The organism is Rhizobium sp. GW821-FHT14E12, from assembly GCF_058803745.1.
In genome coordinates this window covers 1-18,090 of record NZ_JBXAPH010000002.1, presented here as the reverse complement: position 1 = coordinate 18,090, position 18,090 = coordinate 1, and the positions used below count along the sequence as shown (strand labels likewise).

The 18,090-nt window shown below is 59.4% G+C and carries 14 protein-coding genes; 11 read left to right on the top strand and 3 right to left on the bottom strand.

Going from position 1 to position 18,090, the window contains the following annotated elements; genetic code table 11:
* Nucleotides 1-19: 19 nt before the first annotated feature.
* The 6 genes from AC1RO0_RS08250 to AC1RO0_RS08225 all read left to right on the top strand — a co-directional run bounded on the left by AC1RO0_RS08250 (nucleotide 20) and on the right by AC1RO0_RS08225 (nucleotide 7,088).
* Nucleotides 20-916, top strand: coding sequence for a LysR family transcriptional regulator (locus AC1RO0_RS08250; RefSeq protein ID WP_498592419.1), 897 nt, complete (start codon nucleotides 20-22; stop codon nucleotides 914-916).
* Between the two features lie 35 nt (nucleotides 917-951).
* Complete coding sequence (locus AC1RO0_RS08245; protein ID WP_498592418.1) at nucleotides 952-1,611, top strand: DUF2161 domain-containing phosphodiesterase; 660 nt, start codon at nucleotides 952-954, stop codon at nucleotides 1,609-1,611.
* A 273-nt stretch (nucleotides 1,612-1,884) separates the two neighbouring features.
* The gene (locus AC1RO0_RS08240; RefSeq protein WP_498592417.1) at nucleotides 1,885-3,387 is read left to right on the top strand and encodes a DegQ family serine endoprotease; all 1,503 of its coding nucleotides are present in this window, start codon (nucleotides 1,885-1,887) and stop codon (nucleotides 3,385-3,387) included.
* Nucleotides 3,388-3,663: 276 nt separating this feature from the next.
* On the top strand, nucleotides 3,664-4,299 hold the full coding sequence (locus AC1RO0_RS08235; RefSeq protein ID WP_498592416.1) for a J domain-containing protein: 636 nt from the start codon (nucleotides 3,664-3,666) through the stop codon (nucleotides 4,297-4,299).
* Nucleotides 4,300-4,433: 134 nt separating this feature from the next.
* Nucleotides 4,434-5,147: a DUF899 family protein gene (locus tag AC1RO0_RS08230; RefSeq protein ID WP_498592415.1), complete on the top strand. Its 714-nt coding sequence runs from the start codon at nucleotides 4,434-4,436 to the stop codon at nucleotides 5,145-5,147.
* Nucleotides 5,148-5,366: 219 nt separating this feature from the next.
* Nucleotides 5,367-7,088 carry an ABC transporter ATP-binding protein gene (locus AC1RO0_RS08225; RefSeq protein WP_498592414.1) on the top strand — a complete coding sequence of 574 codons (1,722 nt, stop codon included), beginning with the start codon at nucleotides 5,367-5,369 and terminating at the stop codon, nucleotides 7,086-7,088.
* Nucleotides 7,089-7,108: 20 nt separating this feature from the next.
* Here AC1RO0_RS08225 and AC1RO0_RS08220 read toward each other — a convergent pair whose 3' ends face one another.
* Nucleotides 7,109-8,668, bottom strand: a complete 1,560-nt coding sequence (locus AC1RO0_RS08220) for a B12-binding domain-containing radical SAM protein (RefSeq protein ID WP_498592413.1) — start codon at nucleotides 8,666-8,668, stop codon at nucleotides 7,109-7,111.
* A 390-nt stretch (nucleotides 8,669-9,058) separates the two neighbouring features.
* Here AC1RO0_RS08220 and AC1RO0_RS08215 point away from each other — a divergent pair, with 390 nt between their 5' ends.
* Together AC1RO0_RS08215 and AC1RO0_RS08210 are read left to right on the top strand one after the other, a co-directional pair.
* Entirely contained in the window at nucleotides 9,059-9,589 is a 531-nt protein-coding gene (locus AC1RO0_RS08215) for a nucleoside/nucleotide kinase family protein (protein ID WP_498592412.1), read from the top strand.
* Nucleotides 9,590-9,761: 172 nt separating this feature from the next.
* Nucleotides 9,762-10,142 (top strand): hypothetical protein, encoded by a 381-nt coding sequence (locus AC1RO0_RS08210; RefSeq protein WP_498592411.1) that lies wholly within the window; start codon nucleotides 9,762-9,764, stop codon nucleotides 10,140-10,142.
* A gap of 78 nt (nucleotides 10,143-10,220) precedes the next feature.
* On the opposite strand, the gene AC1RO0_RS08205 is transcribed toward AC1RO0_RS08210, so the two are convergent.
* Both AC1RO0_RS08205 and AC1RO0_RS08200 read right to left on the bottom strand, forming a co-directional pair.
* Complete coding sequence (locus tag AC1RO0_RS08205) at nucleotides 10,221-13,247, bottom strand: alpha-mannosidase (protein WP_498592410.1); 3,027 nt, start codon at nucleotides 13,245-13,247, stop codon at nucleotides 10,221-10,223.
* A 339-nt stretch (nucleotides 13,248-13,586) separates the two neighbouring features.
* A complete protein-coding gene (locus AC1RO0_RS08200; RefSeq protein ID WP_498592409.1) occupies nucleotides 13,587-14,783 on the bottom strand; it encodes an MFS transporter in 1,197 nt (398 codons plus the stop codon).
* A 120-nt stretch (nucleotides 14,784-14,903) separates the two neighbouring features.
* Between AC1RO0_RS08200 and AC1RO0_RS08195 the strand changes: the two genes are divergently transcribed.
* From AC1RO0_RS08195 to AC1RO0_RS08185, 3 genes are all read left to right on the top strand, one after another.
* Nucleotides 14,904-15,734 carry an AraC family transcriptional regulator gene (locus AC1RO0_RS08195; protein WP_498592408.1) on the top strand — a complete coding sequence of 277 codons (831 nt, stop codon included), beginning with the start codon at nucleotides 14,904-14,906 and terminating at the stop codon, nucleotides 15,732-15,734.
* Between the two features lie 788 nt (nucleotides 15,735-16,522).
* Complete coding sequence (locus tag AC1RO0_RS08190; RefSeq protein ID WP_498592407.1) at nucleotides 16,523-17,425, top strand: helix-turn-helix domain-containing protein; 903 nt, start codon at nucleotides 16,523-16,525, stop codon at nucleotides 17,423-17,425.
* 366 nt (nucleotides 17,426-17,791) lie between these two features.
* On the top strand, nucleotides 17,792-18,090 hold a 299-nt coding region (locus AC1RO0_RS08185; protein WP_498592406.1), incomplete at its 3' end, for an autoinducer binding domain-containing protein.

Sequence of the window (18,090 nt, the reverse complement as noted above, 5' to 3'; positions counted from 1 at the left end):
CAAAGTTGCGAGGCAAAGGGTGGATAATCGCGCCGGAGAAATGGATGTCTTCGTCCAGGTGGCTGAGCTTCGCAGCTTCTCGGCCGCCGGCCGGAAGTTGCGCCTGTCGCCCTCCGCCGTCAGCAAGCTCGTCACCCGTCTCGAAGACCGTCTCGGCACGCGCCTTCTGGTACGCACCACCCGCTCTCTGCAATTGACGCCGGAAGGCGAGGTCTATCTCGAGCGGGCGCAGGCGATCCTGGCGGATATTCAAGAGGCCGAGCGCCTGGTCGCCGCGGGCGGAGCGGCAGTGCCCCACGGCCGGCTGCGCGTCAGCGCCTCGGTTGCCTTCGGCGTATGCTATGTCGTGCCGCTCATTCCCGAATTCCTGACGCTCTACCCGGAGGTCGAGCTGGAGATATCGCTGAGCGACAGCGTCATCGATATTGTCGGCGAGCGCGCCGATGTCGCCATTCGCGTCGGATCGCTGCGCGACAGCTCGCTGAAAGCCCGCAAGCTGCTCGAAAGCCGCCGCGTCATCGTGGCGTCCCCGGCCTATATCGCCAGCAAAGGCCGGCCGGCGACGCCGGATGATCTCGATCATCACAATTGCCTGACCTTCAACTTTCGGCCGACCGCCGAGGGCTGGTCATTTCGCGATCCGCGCACCGGCTCCGTATTCGTGAAGCCTGTATTCGGCAATCTCCAGGCCAATAACGGGCCGACGGTGCGCAGCCTCTGCCTCGCGGGCGTGGGGCTTGCCCGTGTCGGCCAATTCCATGTCCAGCCGGATCTCGACGCCGGGCGTCTGGTGCCGGTGCTGGAAGACTTCAATCCCGAGGATATCGAGATGATCCACGCCGTCTATGCCGGCCACGACCATCTCGCCGCCCGCATCCGCGCCTTTATCGACTTCCTGGCCTCGCGAATCGCGTAAAACGACCCTGAAATCCTCAAGCCAGAGAGCAAGATTTGGAAACGGCGCTTTACCTCCCGATCAAGACCTTCCTTGAGAAGGCCGGCTATATGGTGAAGGGCGAGATCGGCAATTGCGATCTCGTCGGGCTCAGCGACGGCGAGCCGCCTGTTGTCGTCATCTGCGAGTTGAAGCTGAGTTTCAATCTCGAACTCGTACTGCAGGCCGTCGACAGGGCTGCGGCCAGCGACGAGGTCTGGATCGCTGCCCGTGTCTCGGCAAAGGGCAAGGGGCGGGAGAGCGACCGCCGCTTTCGCGATCTCTGCCGCCGGCTCGGCTTCGGCATGCTGGCGGTCTCTGATAGCGGTCTGGTCGACATCATCGTCAGCCCGGTCGCATTGATGCCGCGCAAAAATCTCCGCAAGCGCTCGCGTCTTGTCGAGGAACATCGGCGGCGCAAGGGCGATCCCGCGCTCGGCGGCAGTACGCGCTCGCCGATCATGACCGCCTATCGGCAGCAGGCGCTTACCTGCGCCGCCGCCATCCAGAATGGCCTGCAACGCCCAAAGGATATTCGCGCCAGCGCGCCAAAAGCCGCCCAAATCCTGCAGGATAATGTCTATGGCTGGTTTGAACGCGTCGATCGTGGGATTTACGCCTTGACCGTGCTTGGTGTGGAAGCGTTGAACCGCTGGCCACAGACAGAAGCCTCTTGAGCAGAAAGATGGAATAATTCCGGCAAACCCACATTAAATATTGGTAATATTCTTAAATTTTTGCAATAAAAACATGATCAATATTTAATTTGTAAAATTCAATTGGCGGATCATATTAATCATCAGCGCCAATTCTTTTTATACTTTGCGTTCCTCAGTAAAACCTGGAAGCAAAGGCTCCCGGAAGGAGTTGGCGCCCATCCATTCGACGCCTGGTCCCTGACATGGACCCAAGACGCCATATCGCCAACGATCTCGTAAGGGACTTTTGCCATGTCATCTCTTCTCCGTAAACATCGCACTGCCGCCATCGTCGGAGCCGCCATCATCGTCGGCGCCGGCGCCCTGCCCTTCGCCTTCAACACCACCACCGTCGCCTCAGCCGCCGAACCCAGCGGCATCATTGCGCCCGGCGGCTCCTTCGCGCCGATCGTCGACGCCGACAAGCCGGCCGTCGTCACCGTCACCACCACGATGAAGGCGACCGACACCAGCGCGGATACCAGCAATTCGCCGATGGACGAGCAGTTCCGCCAGTTCTTCGAGAACCAGGGCATTCCCTTCCCGCAGCAACAGGCACCGCAGCGTCATCAAAGCCAGAGTGCCATGGCGCTCGGCTCCGGCTTCATCATCAGCCCGGATGGCGTGATCGTCACCAACAATCACGTCATTCAGAACGCCACCGATATCAAGGTGACCCTGGACGACGGCACCGAACTGCCCGCCAAGCTCCTCGGCGCCGACCCCAAGTCCGACCTTGCCGTGCTGAAGATACAGGCACCCAAACCGCTCGCCACCGTCGCCTGGGGCGATTCCGACAAGCTGAAGCTCGGCGACCAGATCCTGGCGATCGGCAACCCCTTCGGCATCGGCACGACGGTCACCGCCGGCATCGTCTCGGCTCGCGGCCGTGACCTGCATAGCGGCCCCTATGACGACTTCATCCAGATCGACGCCCCGATCAACCACGGCAATTCCGGTGGTCCGCTGGTCGACCGCGAGGGGAATGTCGTCGGCATCAACACCGCCATCTATTCGCCGAACGGCGGCAGCGTCGGCGTCGGTTTCGCCATCCCCTCGGACGAGGCCAAGGCGATCGTCGCCAAGCTGGAAAAGAACGGCTCGATCGATCACGGCTATCTCGGCGTTGCCATCCAGCCGGTCACGTCCGATATCGCCAATGCCGTTGGCCTGTCGCAGGCGCAAGGCGCCCTGGTCGCCAGTGTTAACGACGATACACCCGCCGCCCGCGCCGGCGTCAAGAGCGGCGACATCGTCACAGCCGTCAATAATGAGGCCGTGAAGACGCCCAAGGATCTGTCTCGCCTGGTCGCCGATCTTTCACCGGGCGACAAGCGCTCGCTGACCGTCTGGCGCGATGGCAAAAGCATGGACGTCAATGTTACTATCGGCGGCAATGACGACGGCAAGCAGGCCGCCAACGACAGCGGTGACGGCAAAGTCCAGCCCTCCAACCAGCCGAGCATCGGCGTCGGCCTCGCCAACCTGACCCCTGATCTGCGCGAGCAGCTGAACCTGCCCCACGGTGTCCAGGGCGCCGTCGTTGCCAGCGTCAACCCGGACAAGTCGGCCGCTGCCGTCGGTATCCAGACCGGCGATGTCATCGTCTCGGTCAACGACCAGCCGGTCCATAGTGCCCATGACGTTCAGAGCGCGGTCGCAGAGGCCGGCAAAGCGGGCCGCAAGTCCGTGCTGCTGCTGATCGAACGCGGCGGCGACAAGACCTTCGTGGCCGTGCCGTTCTCGGCCGCTTGAACCCAAGCAAGTCATCGATAGCCCCGCTTCCGGCAACGGAAGCGGGGCTATCTCTTTTTCTGGAATCGTCGATAGCGATGGGCGATGATTTCCACGGAAGACATGTTTCCGCCTCACACCCCGATCTTTTTGTCCAAACTCTGCCTTGGTGATGATAAAGAAGGAAGAGAGCGGCGGATATCAACCGCCCGCTGGCGGACCAATGTCCTACCGGCGATATCTATGACATAAGGGCTTCAGGACTTTGGTCGGGGCTGAGCGGCAGCAGGAGTTGGAGTGACCGATCCATACGACATTCTCGGCGTCGGGCGCGATGCGAGCGACGAGCAGATCAAGGCGGCCTATCGCAAGCGGGCAAAAGGGGCACATCCCGATTCCGGCGGTGATACCGAGGCCTTCGGGCGGTTAAAGAAGGCCCATGAGCTGCTTCTGGATCCCGTGCGCCGCAAGGTCTACGACGATACCGGTTACGATGTCGAGCTGACCGACGCCGTCGATCTGCAGGCGCTGGTCGCCATCGAGAAGCTGATCACCGACATGGTTCTAGACGAGCGCGAACCGGGAACCTTCGATCCGGTCGCCCGCATGCGGGCCAGCCTCCTGGAAGAAATCCGCAAGGCGAATTTCAGCAAGAGCGAGCTGGAGCGCCATTCCGACCGCATCCGTCTTCATCTGGACCGCCTGGGAAAGCGTCCCGGCAAGGATGTCGTCGGCCATATGCTGCGTGCCCGCATCAAGGCTATCGCCACGGCGATCGGCGAGACGGACGCCAAGATCGGTGCCACCGAGCGCGCCTGCGACATGCTCGACGGCTACCTTTATGTGATGGACACGCCGATGCTCGAGGATGAGGCGGAGGACCCGGAAATCGAATGGGATGAGGCGGTCGAGGCCCGTTCCGCCGCCCAGTAATCTCCCCAGGTGATATGCCTCCTCCGCTGCCGGAACTTTCGACCGGCAATCGGGTTTTCCTTCCATGTCGTTGTCGAAATCCGATGGCGCCGTGCGACCAGCATCGGCCCCACGGATTACACAGGGAGGATATCATGATCAACGAAGACGGTTATGTGCCGGCATCCGAGCTGGCGCAAAGAAATGGCGTGCGGTTTCCGAACGAAAGCATCGAATACCGGCAGGCGCGTGACGCGCTCCTCGCCGAGGAGATCGAGCTTCGACGCCATATAGAGCGCGTCGCGGCGCAACGGCGGGCGCTGCCGCCGGGCGGCATCGTGAAGAAGCATTACCAGTTCATCAGTCCCGACGGCCCCCTCGACTTCGCCGAACTGTTCGACGACAAGGAGACCCTGCTAGTCTACAGCTTCATGTTCGGCCCCGAGCGAACACAACCCTGCCCGATGTGCACATGCCTGCTTTCGGCGCTGGAGGGCGAGGTGCTCGACATCGAGCAGCGGATGGCCATCGCCGTCGTGGCTCGGTCGCCGATCGACAGGCTTATGGATTTCAAGCGAGAACGCGGCTGGCGCAACCTGCCGCTCTATTCCGATCCAACGGGAGAATACAGCCGCGACTATCGGGCGCTCGGTCCCAACGGCAGCGACGACGCAGCCGTCAATGTCTTCACGCGACGGGACGGAACCATCCGGCATTTCTGGGGTGAAGAGATGGGGCCGGTGACGGCCGATCCCGGTCAGGACCCGCGCGGCGCCCCGGACCTCATGCCACTGTGGACGATCCTCGACATGACCCCTGAAGGACGGGCAAGGGACTGGTATCCGAAGCTCTCCTACGGACGCGCGTGACCGGCGCATACTAGCCGTCGACCAAGCCAACCGACTAGCGACGGAGGGGATGACAGCGGCGGGCGTGTCGGATATAAAACCGATGCGACTCATGAAGGAGGCTCGTTCGATGAGAAATTTCGGCACCCATAAACGCTGAACAGCGATGCCGGATGTGGACTGCTGTTCTGTCCATTCTTATCTGATCCCGTCTTCTCCCCATGCCCATGGAGGGCATTCATGCTTCGTCGCTTCTTCTCCTATTATGCGCGTTACAAGACGCTGTTTTTCCTTGATTTCGGCTGCGCTGTCGTCGCCGGCCTGCTTGAGCTGGGCTTTCCGCTGGCGGTCAAGCTCTTCGTCGATCAGCTGTTGCCGGGCCGTGACTGGGGCCTGATCGCAGCAACCACCGCCGTGCTCCTGATGGTTTATGCGTTGTCGACCGGCCTCTCGGCGATCGTCAACTATTGGGGCCATGCGCTCGGCATCTCGATCGAATCCGACATGCGCCGCCAGGCCTTCGAGCATATCCAGAAGCTCTCCTTCCGCTACTTCGACAACAACAAGACCGGTCATCTGATCACCCACGTCACCAAGGATCTCGAGGAAGTGGGCGAGATTGCCCATCACGGTCCCGAGGACATGTTCATCGCGATCATGACCTTCATCGGCGCCTTCCTGCTAATGTTCTCGGTGCATTGGAAGCTGGCGCTGCTGACGACGACCATCGTACCCTTCATGACCTGGCTGGTCAGCCGCTATGGCGCCAAGATGACCAAGAATTCGCGCAGCCTGTTCGGCAAGGTCGGCGACTTCAACACGCGCATGCAGGAAACCGTTGGCGGCATCCGCGTGGTCAAGGCTTTTGCCAACGAGACATACGAAAGCCAGCTATTTGCCGGCCATAACGAGGATTACAAGGCCACCAAGCTGGATGGCTATGCCTATATGACGGCGGGCATTGCGCTGAGCTATTTCAGCACGCGCGTGGTGCAACTCGTCGTCATGATGGCCGGAACCTGGTACGTCATATCGGGAGAGCTGAGCTATGGCGGCTTCATCAGCTTCCTGCTTCTGATCAACGTTTTCTTCCGCCCGATCGACAAGATCACGTCTGTGATCGAAACCTACCCAAAGGGTATTGCCGGCTTTAAGCGCTTCCTGTCGCTGATCGACACGCAGCCTGACCTGGCCGATCGGCCGAATGCGACGGAGGTCAAACATCTCAAGGGCAATATCGCCTACAAAGATGTCAGCTTCGGCTATTCGGAGCACGGCATGATCTTTGAGGGCCTGAACCTGACGATCGCGGCCGGCGAGACCGTGGCCTTCGTCGGCGCGTCTGGAACGGGCAAGACGACGATCTGCTCGCTGCTGCCGCGCTTTTACGACGTCACAGGCGGCAGCATCACCATCGACGGCATCGACATCCGCGACATGACGCAGGCTTCCCTGCGCAGCCAGATCGGTATCGTGCAGCAGGACGTGTTCCTGTTCGGATCGACCATTCGCGAGAACATCGCCTATGGGCGGCTCGGCGCGACCGATCAGGAAATCATGGAGGCATTGCGCCGCGCGTCGCTCGATGAATTCGTGTTGTCCCTGCCCGCTGGTCTCGACACGCCGACCGGCGAACGCGGCGTGAAGCTGTCGGGCGGACAAAAGCAGCGTCTGGCCATCGCCCGCATCTTCCTCAAGAACCCGCCGATCCTGATCCTGGACGAGGCGACTTCGGCGCTCGACACGGCCACTGAATATGCCATCCAGCAGGCGCTGGCCGACCTGTCGGCGGGGCGCACGACCCTGGTGGTAGCGCACCGGCTTGCCACCATCCGCAACGCCGACCGCATCATCGTCATGGGACCGAACGGCATCCTCGAGCAAGGCACACATGCCGAACTTCTGGCCCGCAACGGCGCCTATGCACGGCTGCACAACGCCCAGTTCGGAGCCTTGGTATAGGGGCGACCTGGAGCCAACCTTCAGAACGAATTGACGATATCACCGCCGGTCCGCATTTGCTGAACCATCAGGTGCGCGTGGTAGTGCATGGCGCATTTGATGGCATAGATTTGCAGGACGACAGGGGAGCGGCGGCGCAGCAGGAGCTTCCAGAGGCGCTGCCGATAGATGTTGCGCAAGTCCGCCTCCGGCACCCGCCGCATCAATCTTAAGAAGATGCCGACGGCTTCCAAGGCCCACACCACATTGAGGGTCACCAGACGGACAGGATGGCGGCGCAGATGTCGCAGGCGCGTCCGCTCCGGCTGGATACGGGCATCGAGGTAGAGCGCATCCAGCCGGTCGAAATAGGCGGTCGGCTGGTGAAGGTCGCTGAGCACGGAGAGATAACCGTCGCGCAGGGTCTCGCGACTGAGATTGAGCGGGATGACATTGGTGCCGTAGGCCGGGGGATCGGCGTGATCGAGCCGTCCCTCCTTTTCCAGGCGCGTATAGAGCGGTGTCTTTGGGATCGCGGCCAGCATGCCGATCATGGCATTGACGATGCGTGCATCCTTGATGAAGACGCGCTGGGCCTCGAAGATCGTCGCATCGTCGCTGTCGAAGCCGAGGATCATGCCGCACCAGACTTCCATGCCGGTCTGCTGGATCGCGTGGATCTTATCCAACATCGTCCCGCCTTTTCTCAAGTTCTGGAGCTTCTTGGTCTCGCGCAACGCCTCCTCGTTCGGCGTCTCGATGCCGACGAAGACGACGCGGATATTGGCGTCGACCATAAGCTGCATCAGCTCGGCATCGTCAGCGAGATCAATCGAGGCTTCGGTGAGGAACGTCATCGGATAATGATGGCGCGTCTGCCAGGCGACGACTTCGCGAAGGACCTCCTTGATCGCCTTCTTGTTGCCGATGAGATTGTCGTCGACGATGAAGGCCGTATCCATTCCCACCGCCAGCAATGCCTCAATTTCAGCGATGATCTGCTCGCTGGTCTTGATCCGCGGCTTTCGCCCGAACACGACGATGATGTCGCAGAAGTCGCAGGTGAACGGACAGCCCCGCGAGAACTGGATGCTGCCGACCGCATAATCATCCATCTTCAGAAGATCGAAGCGCGGAACCGGCACCGTGCTCATATCCGTCTTGCCGGACTGTTCGTAGCGTTCGGCGTGACACCCATCCTTCCATTCGAGAAGGAATTGCGGCCAGGTTTCCTCCGCCTCACCGATGAATTTGACGTCGACAAGCCCGTCGAAATAATCCTCCTTCACCGTCACCCACGGCCCTCCAACAACAACGAAGCAATGGCGCTGTTTGAGCGCGGTGAGGATTTCCGTCATCCGGAAACGCTGAACGATCATGCCCGTCAGCGCGACGATGTCTGCTTGAGCACAGAGATCGTAGTCGATTGGCTCGACATTCTCGTCCACCAGCGTGACGGTGTGCTCGGCAGGCGTGAGCGCCGCCAAAAGCGGGAGGCAGGCAACGGGAAGATTTGCCTTCACATCGAACAGCGGAAGCGCGTGTTCAAGCCCCCAATAGGAGATTTCGAAGCGTGGATTGATAATAACGATATGAGCCATGAATTACACCGTCCCATGAGCTTGAAGACCCTGATCGGCATTTGCGAAGGCTGCATTTCAACGCAGTTACAGAGCCCCAAATCAAACGGGACATATGTTCGGCACTGTCGCGTCGAGCATTAGCAGCCGTAGATGAGCCCAGGATTAAATTCGAAGGGAGGCCGCGAAACGGAGAATTCCGGTATTGGATAGCAAATGCTACCGACGGCAGTTTTCGGCGCAAAGTGGGCTTTGACGTCGCAGACTTCTGCACCGTGCAAGCCGCTGGAATTGAAGCGTCGGAAATCTGTCTGTAATTCTTGCTTTGTACACCGTATCCGCTCTGCGTCATAAGGCGATAGGGTTACTGGCCATCGCCAAAGAGTGTGCGGTTCATCGAACGAGAGCGAAATGGGCATCAGGAACTATTTGATCGAAGGCGTTTCTGGAACTGGCAAGACCTCAGTCGCCACCGAACTACAGCAGCGCGGTTACCACGTCATTCACGGTGACCGCGAATTGGCTTATCAAGGCGATCCTGAGACCGGCAAACCGCTGGATGTCTCGGCGCATAGGCAGCACATTCCGGATGTGGCCTTTAGACACGAGCACCACCTTTGGGATGTCGACAAAGTCAAATGCCTGGTGGCCGATCGAAGCCACGCGATTTCCTTTTTCTGCGGCGGCTCAAGGAATTCCCGTCACTTTATCGATCTGTTTGACGAGGTTTTCGTTCTCGAGGTCGATCTGGACACCTTGAAGAGGCGACTTGCCAACAGACCGGAAGACGAGTTTGGCGGAAAACCAGCCGAACGAGACTTAGTTGTGCGACTGCATGCAATGCAAGAAGACACTCCCAAGAACGCCACGACCATTGATGCCACTGCGCCGCTCGCCTCCGTTGTCGACGATATTCTATCAAAATGCGGAGAGCTCGGCTAAAGGCCGGCGCCCGTAAGTTTCGCAACAAATGAGAACACACCGCAAAAAACGCTTGGGTATCATCGTCGGGCTATGTGCCGCACGAGAATCAAGGTTAGCGGTTGCGACCTGGCCAACTTCAAGCATCTCCCCAGGAGATTGCACATGTCAGGAACGGATAAAGGATATGCCAATGAAGATCGCCTTCATCGCGCTGGGTATGACAGCAGTCATGACGATGGGTCTCATCACGCCCGCCATTGCTCAAGTCGTTATCTATAACGATCAATCACCGGATGGCGATTCCGACCAGAGCGATGGCCAGACCGAGACCAATTTTCTTCATGCGTGGAACCGTCATCACGACTCGTCCAATCGTTGGGGAGAGCCCCGCGGCAATTACGGCCCAAACGATGTCATCCAACTCCTGGAGAGACGCGGTTATAGAGTGAGAGACGTCAATGACGTCGGTGAGCGCTTTCTGGTCAGGGCAACGCGCGACGGCGACAAGCTCCTGGTGAGCGTGTCCCGGAGGGGCGAAATCATGGGTGTCGTCCACGATCGCGAGTATTGACGCGGAGCAGATACTGCTGCCGCAGCAAGGCGCTGCGGCAGCAGAGACCCGAAGAACGGCAAAAGCGACGCGCGGCCGTTACCCCCTCGTCAGTTTCCAGCTTCTGACCTCGAAGGGCAGGATATCGGGACCGGCGTCTCGCTTGGCAGGCTCTTCCATCAGATTGACGGCCTCGGCGACATGCCAGCCGCTTGCGGGTTCGATGCTCAATCCACCGCGCCGACCGGCCGGCTCGTAGACGCGCAGCACAAGCCCATCCCCTTCTTCAGCCGGCTTGACGGCAGACAGCGCGACCGGCGTACCCGTTATCGTGACCAGAGCAACCGTCGTTCCCGCAAGATTGGCGGCAGTGGTCACCACTAGCGGCTGGTTCAGATCGTCCGCCTCCTCGCGCACGCCGCCGGAATGCCACTCGCCGGTATGTGGTAGCAGCGCATAGGTGAATTGCTGCTCGCCCTCGTCCGCCAGCGGATCGGGATAGATCGGCCCACGCACCAGGCTGATGCCAAGCACATTGCCACGAGCGCTATGGCCGTATTTCGCATCGTTCAACAGTGCAACGCCGAAATCCGGCTCGCTCAAATCGACGAAGCGATGGGCGACCGCTTCGAACATCGCCGCGTCCCAGCTCGTATTGGTGTGCGTCGGGCGGCTGACGACACCATAGGCGCATTCGAAGGTCGCCGTGCGAGCCCGGACCGCGACCGGGTTCAGCGCGCGCAAGAAGGTGCGGCGGTCGTGCCAGTCGATATGCGTCTCGATATCCAGTCTCCTGGCGTTGGCGGTCAGCACATAGCGCTGCACGATGCTGGAATCGCGGTAGCGGTGGACGACCTTGATTGCGACCCGATGCGGACCGCTTTCGACAAGTTCTATACTCTCTGGCCGATCGAGACGGACGCCCTTCTCCGGATAATCGGCGTCGATATCCCAGGCGTCCCAATTGCGCGGCTTGTCGACGGGGTAGATCCAGAGCTGATTGGCCGGCTCGGCCAGCGCCTCGCGGCCGGTCGCCTTATGCACGAGGCTCTGGACCGCGCCATCGGTGCCGATGACGACGACCAGGTGCTCATTTTCCAGCCGGTTTGCGTCCGCGCGCAATCCGCCGGCCGGCTTCAACGCGGCACGATCCAGCACCTGGACGGAGAGTGGCGCGATGATATCGCCGGTGGACAGAACCGTGCCATCGGCGAGCGTGGCACGCAGCAGCCGGGCATCCAGCGACGGATTGGCGACGACCAGCGCATCCCCGATACCGCCTTTCGGCAGAACTGCAACGACAGCATCCATGGCCTGCTTTTGAGCCACCTCGGCGTGGTCGATAACCTCGGAAAGTTCGCGCTCGGCATCCTGATAGACCTCCCGGATGCTCGATCCCGGCAGGATGTCGTGGAATTCGTTCTTCAGCGTCACGCGCCAGTCCGCCTCGAGGCTCAGCGGAGCGACAGCTCCCGCCATATGGGCGATCGAGCCCAGTGTTTCGGCGGTGATCAAGGCGCGTTCCGCCCTGCGGTGCAGCCGCTTGACGCCGCTCTGGCTGGTCAGCGTCGCACGATGCAGTTCGAGATAGATCTCGCCCGACCACGCCGGTAGTTGCTTTTCCCTGGCTGTACGGTGGGCACTGGTGAAGAAATCGCCGACCTTGCCCCAGCGCGCCTTGGGAATGGCCGGAAAGTCACGCAATTGCGCCTCGCGCTCCACCATCTCCGGCGTCACGCCGCCGCCGCCGTCGCCGTAGCCGACCGCCAGAAGCGACGTGTCGTGCAGCGTCTTGGCGCGGAAGTTCTTCCACGTCGGCAGATAGCAATCCGGTCGCACGAAGCCGTTATACCCTTCCATCGGATTGTCGAAGACATGCGCCAGCACGCGGCTGCCGTCGAGCCCCTCCCACCAGAAGAGGTCATGGGGAAACTTGTTGGTCTCGCTCCAATTGACCTTGATGGTGAAGAAGCTCTCGATACCGCCCTGACGCAGCAGTTGCGGCAGGGCTCCGGAGAAGCCGAAGCAATCCGGCAACCAGCAGACCTTGTGCCGCGCGCCAAAAGTCTTCTCGAAATAACGCTGGCCATAGAGGATCTGCCGCACCAGGCTTTCGCCCGTCGGCATGTTCGTGTCCGGCTCGACCCACATGCCGCCGATCACTTCCCAGGTACCGTCGGCGACCTTCTCCTTGATCCGCGTCAGCAGAGCGGGATCATCGGCCTCCATCTGCGCATAATAGTGCGCTGTCGACTGGTTGAAGCGGAAATCGGGCGAGCGCTCCATCAGCGACAAGGCAGTGTGGAAGGTGCGGCGCATCTTGCGGCACGTCTCGTCATAGGGCCACAGCCAGGCAAGGTCGATATGGGCATGGCCGGTCAGCAGCAACTCGCCATTCTGCGGATAACGCTCCTGCAACGCCTTAAGTTGGGCAAGCAGCACATCGTGGGCGGCAACCACGGTCGCACGCTCCCCCTCGGATAGTCCTGCCGGGCTTTCGGTGAGTTCCGGCAACTCCCAGATCTTCTGTTGTTGAACGGCGTCCGCCGTGCGCGCGATATAGGGAGCCGTTGCGGATGGCCAATCGAGGCTGCGCAAAGCCGCCTCGGCGGCATCGAGCATATGCGGCACGACTTCATGATCCCCAAGCGCTTCGATAGCCTCGACAATCTGCCGCAGCAGCAGATGCAGCCTGTGCACTGGCAAGTCGATCCAGCCGAGCTGGGCACGATTCAGCTTCGGCTGCCGGTTCTGTTCACCGAACGGGAAGCGGGCAACGCTGTCGGTCGCGATCGAAAAACTGCGGCCTTTCAGCGGAAACTCCTGGTGATAGGGATCAAGACCGAAACTCTCACTCTCCCCTCCCGCAAAGGCCAGCGTGATCAGGCTCTCACCGCCAAGATCGAGTTGCAGCCGCGTCTCCTCCAGCGGCCAGTCGGCGGGCACCGTCGCCTTCGAGGCAAAATGCACCACGCCGTTACGATACGGCCAGGCCTGGCCGATGGTGATTTCCGCGCCTTCAAAGGTCCAGTTGTCGATAGCGAGTGCCATACGCACACGCCAATGGCTGAGTTCGGCGGTACGGACCTTGAGACGGTCTAGGCGCTGGGCAGTGGTGAGCGGCATGGCATGTCCTACATGGTTGATATCAAGCCGAGACCGCGCCGGCGGTCGTGGCGTCGAAATGAGGCATTGCAAGGCAAGAAGAGTGGGAATGGCCGTCCCGATCGGGATCAGGCGCGCGTGATCGGCAAAGGCGAATGGAGAGAGCCGACGGGATTGCGTTCCTCGGCTGGGGCCTTGATGGTGATGCTCATTCGACAGTCTCCTCCTCCTGCATGAAGCAGGCATAGACTATGGCGAAGACCTGCCCGATGACCAGTCTCAAAATGGAGGTAAAATTTTAGACTTGGCGATGTGCGCGGAAGGTATTCGGCGGGGCGCTAAAGGCCCCGCCTTTTTTGCTCAATGCCTTGGGATGCGCGGCAGGAAGATCGTAAACAGACCGAGCAGCGGCAGATACGAGCAGATCATGTAGACAAAGGGGATCCCGTGCGTATCGGCGAAATCGCCGAGCAATGCCGCACCCAGCCCACCGGCCCCAAAAGCGAAGCCGAAGAAGATGCCGCCAATCAGCCCGACCCGCCCCGGGATCAGCTCCTGTGCGAAGACCACGATCGCCGGGAACGCGGAGGCCAGCACCAACCCGATCACCACCGTCAGCACGCAGGTCCAGAACAGGTTCGCATAGGGCATCAATAGCGCGAAGGGGATAACACCGAGGATCGAGAACCAGATCACGAAGCGTGCTCCGAAACGGTCTCCGAACGTGCCACCCAGGATCGTTCCGGTCGCGACGGAGCCGAGGAAAAGGAACAGCATCAGCTGCGCGTCGCGCACATCGAGATGGAACTTATCGATGACATAGAAGGTGAAATAGCTGGAGATGCTTGCCATATAGACGTTCTTCGTCGCCGTCAGCAGAATCAGGATCGCCAGCGCCCAGATCGCCTTGTTGCGCGCGATCGGCAAGGCGCGGCTGGCCGCCGGACGCGCCGCGTGCTGGCGGCGGTGGTTGACGTACCAGGTGCCGACCCAGCTCAGGACGATAAAGCCAATGACCGCCAGGATCGAAAGCCAGGCCACGCTCTTCTGCCCATGCTGGAGCACGAAGAAGGCGGCGATCAGCGGCCCGATGGCCGATCCGGCATTGCCGCCGAGCTGGAAGAACGACTGCGCCAGGCCATGACGTCCGCCGGAGGCCAGCCGCGCCACGCGCGAGGCTTCCGGATGAAACACCGCCGAGCCGAAACCAATGAGGCTGGCGGCAACCAGCAGCATACCGAAACTGCCGGCATAACCGAGCATGATGAGCCCGAGGAAGGTGCTGATCATGCCGACCGGCAGGGAATAGGGCATCGGCCATTTGTCGGTGACGATACCCACCACCGGCTGCAGCAGCGACGCCGTGATCTGGAACATCATGGTCAACAGCCCGATCTGGACGAAATCGAGCGCGTAGTTTTCCCGGAACATCGGATAGAGCGATGTCAGCAGCGATTGCATGATGTCGTTCAGGAGATGGCAGCCGCTGACTGCCACTACGATCGATATTGTCGTCTTCTGAAATCGTGCCGGCGTGCCGGAAAATGCCGCAACCATTGAGGTTTCCTTCCTGAGCCGGCCGATTCTTTTCAGCCGTGCTGTTTGATTAGTCTTGTACACGGCTTGCGGGTGACCTTCTTTCGTGTTTTGGTCCACTTCTTTCGCGATCGGGCCAAAATGGAAAAGCTCTCTCAACAATTGCTGGCAACCGTCGACAACAGCCATGAGCAAAACATGCACTGGACGGAGGCATCGAATGCGGATGTACTCGTGCACAGCTCAGAGCCGCGGCAGGGCTATACCGTGCCGTGGCATCATCATCGCCGCACGCAATTGCTCTGCGTCTTCGCCGGTGTCATCTTGATCCTGACGACCCGAGGCCGGTGGATGGTGCCGCCCGGCCATGCCTTGTTCATTCCCGCCGGCCTGGAACACTCCGTCGAGATGCTGAGCGATGTCAGTATGAAATCAGTCTATGTGATGCCGCGAGATCCCATGCCATCGGACGAAGCACCCCGCGTCGTTGAAGTGACGGATCTTGCCCGCAGCCTGTTGCTGGAAGCCATTCGGCTGCGGGAAGCGCCGATCGGAAATCGCAAGGCCGAACTGGTTCTTTCTCTCCTCCTCGAAGAGATTTCGACGCTCGAGGAACGCCCGCTCGGGCTGCCCTTCCCGTCCGACCGTCGGCTGGCAGTGCTCTGCCGCGCCTATCTGGCTAACCCGACGCCGAACGCCCGCCTGGATGACTGGGCCGAGAAGCTGGCAATGAGCCGCCGGACCTTTACCCGGCAATTCCGCAAGGAAACCGGCATCAGCTTCACCACCTGGCGGCAACAGGCGAGCGTTTTTGCCTGCCTGCCCCAACTCGCGGAAGGCCAGCCGGTCACCAACGTTGCGCTGGAAGCCGGTTATGAAAGCGCCGCCGCCTTCACCACCATGTTCCGGCGCATGCTCGGAACCTCGCCACGCACCTATATGGTCAATCGCTGGTCTTTCGACCGGGCGTGAGCATCGCAGATGTTACCTGACGCGCTGAATGATAAGCGGCCAGGCTCACATCGGCTTGCAGAGAGACCGTTCCTATATACAGCGACGTCCAGTTTCATAATCGCTGCTACACCAGGAATTGCTCGTCCGATAATTCAATGGTTCGATCTACATCCTCGACAACATCGAATCTCGTCTTCGACGTTCCGCGCCGTCAGAGGTATGGAGCGGCCAAACCATCGAGCTCATTCTTTGGTGTTTTGACCGCACCTGACATCCACAAGATCCGGATCGATGAAATTGATCTATCCGCGCTTACAGATTACAATAATTTATTTGTAAATCTGAAGTTGAATAGTAATTCACTCGTACTCCTCAACGCCAGCAGCGTCATGCGCTTTCTATGCCCTGTTGCAAGACACCGATCCACGCAAGGCGGGTACAAGTCGCCTACCGTGCGCCGTTTGGCGGCATCTGCGCCCAATCTCTCGATACGCGACACCTGTCCAGCACACGCATCCCTATCCAGAACGCGCATCTATATTGAAAGAACGAATAGCTTCTCCTTTTTATGGCCATTCTTTCATCGAAACAGGAGTTAATCTTCAAAAAATTCTATCGCAGTCTGTATACAAAATACGCACAACCTGAATTACGCCCCCCGCATTTTCCCGAGCACCGTTTTCATTGGATATTCCGCCTTTTTGCTGACCGGACCAGCTAATCCCATGCCCTGACGCCCAATTGCCCATGCCACCCACGAACGGCCATTCGCCTTGGTCCCGGTTATATCAATGGAGTTGAGGCTAATGGCCAAGCCAGACAGCTATGGTCTTGTTGAGCTGGACACAAAGAACGAGGAAGGCATATTTTCGGCCATTCCCGAGGAGATAGGCCCCCGGGCGCAAACAGTCCTGGGCGGTTTCATGAAGGTTTCACGACCGGCCGGATCGATGAACTTCAAGACCAATGCGGAATTTGCCTCGATCGCTCTTGCCCCCATGCCCGAAATGGAAGCGGCCTTTGCCAGCGACAAGCTTCACAAGTTCCAGGTGCCCGTCGGCATGCTTGTCATTAATCCGGCCGGCGTCGACAGAACCCTCAAATGGCCGAGCTTGAAACGGAATGCGGCCATTGCCTTCAGCCCGGTCGCTTATACAAATCTGGCGAATGCCGAGCTTGAAGGGGGAAGCTGGGAATTGCAGCCGCCTCGTTTCGGCCAAGTTGATCTCGCAGCACTTCGGATCGCCCGGGTCATGATCGCGGAGATAGCGAGCATGTCGATCAACGAACTTTATATAGACTCGTTGCTGACGATCCTCGGCGTTCATCTCATCCGGAATTATTCGACGGCGAAGTTAAAGGCGACGAAGGCACAAAATCGGCGCATGTCCCCGCAGACATCCAAGAGGGTGCTGGACTACATGAACGAGCATATGGCCGAGAGACTGTCGATCGAAACGCTCGCCAATATCTGTCTGATGTCGCCCAGTCATTTTATCCGGGCCTTTTCAATGACGTTCGGCATACCGCCCTACAAATACCTTGTGAGCATCCGTCTGGAGAAGGCCGAACGATTGCTTCTGGGCTCGACACTGCCGATCTCGGACATAGCCTTGCAGACGGGCTTCTCAAGCCAAAGCCACCTGACGAATGCCATGATGCGCCACAAGCAAACAACCCCCGCCAAATTCAGGGCCGAACACAGTTAGAACACCTGCAACAGCCATCTGCCGGAGCCCATGGACGATCAGTATCTCGTGTAACCGCTTGCAAACGCTCGACATAAACTCAACTCAAGGGAGCGCTTAATAAAAGCAGAAAGCTGCAAGCGTAGCGTTTCCATGAAAGACTCCTGGAAAAAACTATGCCTCAATTCCCCATGTTTTTAATGGAGAACCGTGCCCTGGGAATTGGTCAACGACGGCAAGGTTTGTCGTTAGCTCATTGCCACCCTAACGAGATCGCCACAGCCGGAGATCAGCAAAGCGGCGACTATCGCGAAGACGTCTATCGAGGAGAAGACACCTTCGTGCACCCGCTTCAGATATCACACACATGTTGGGGGAATGTCACTGATGTCAGAGTACAATACGATCTACGCTGAAGTGGTCCAACCGTTTCTTCATCAACTCGAATTGTGTACCGACATACACTCTCTCGAAGCTCTATTTTCCAAGACGCTGTCGAACCTCGGATTTCCGATGTTCGCCTATAATATTCACCGGATGAGTGCTTCGTTCATCATGAATGAATCCACGGTGGACCCGCAAAACTTTATCATTTCAAATTTTCCAAACAAATGGCTCACCCACTATTTTCACCAGAAGTACAAGGAAATCGATCCGACCTTGAAATGGGTAGGCACCGGCCAAGG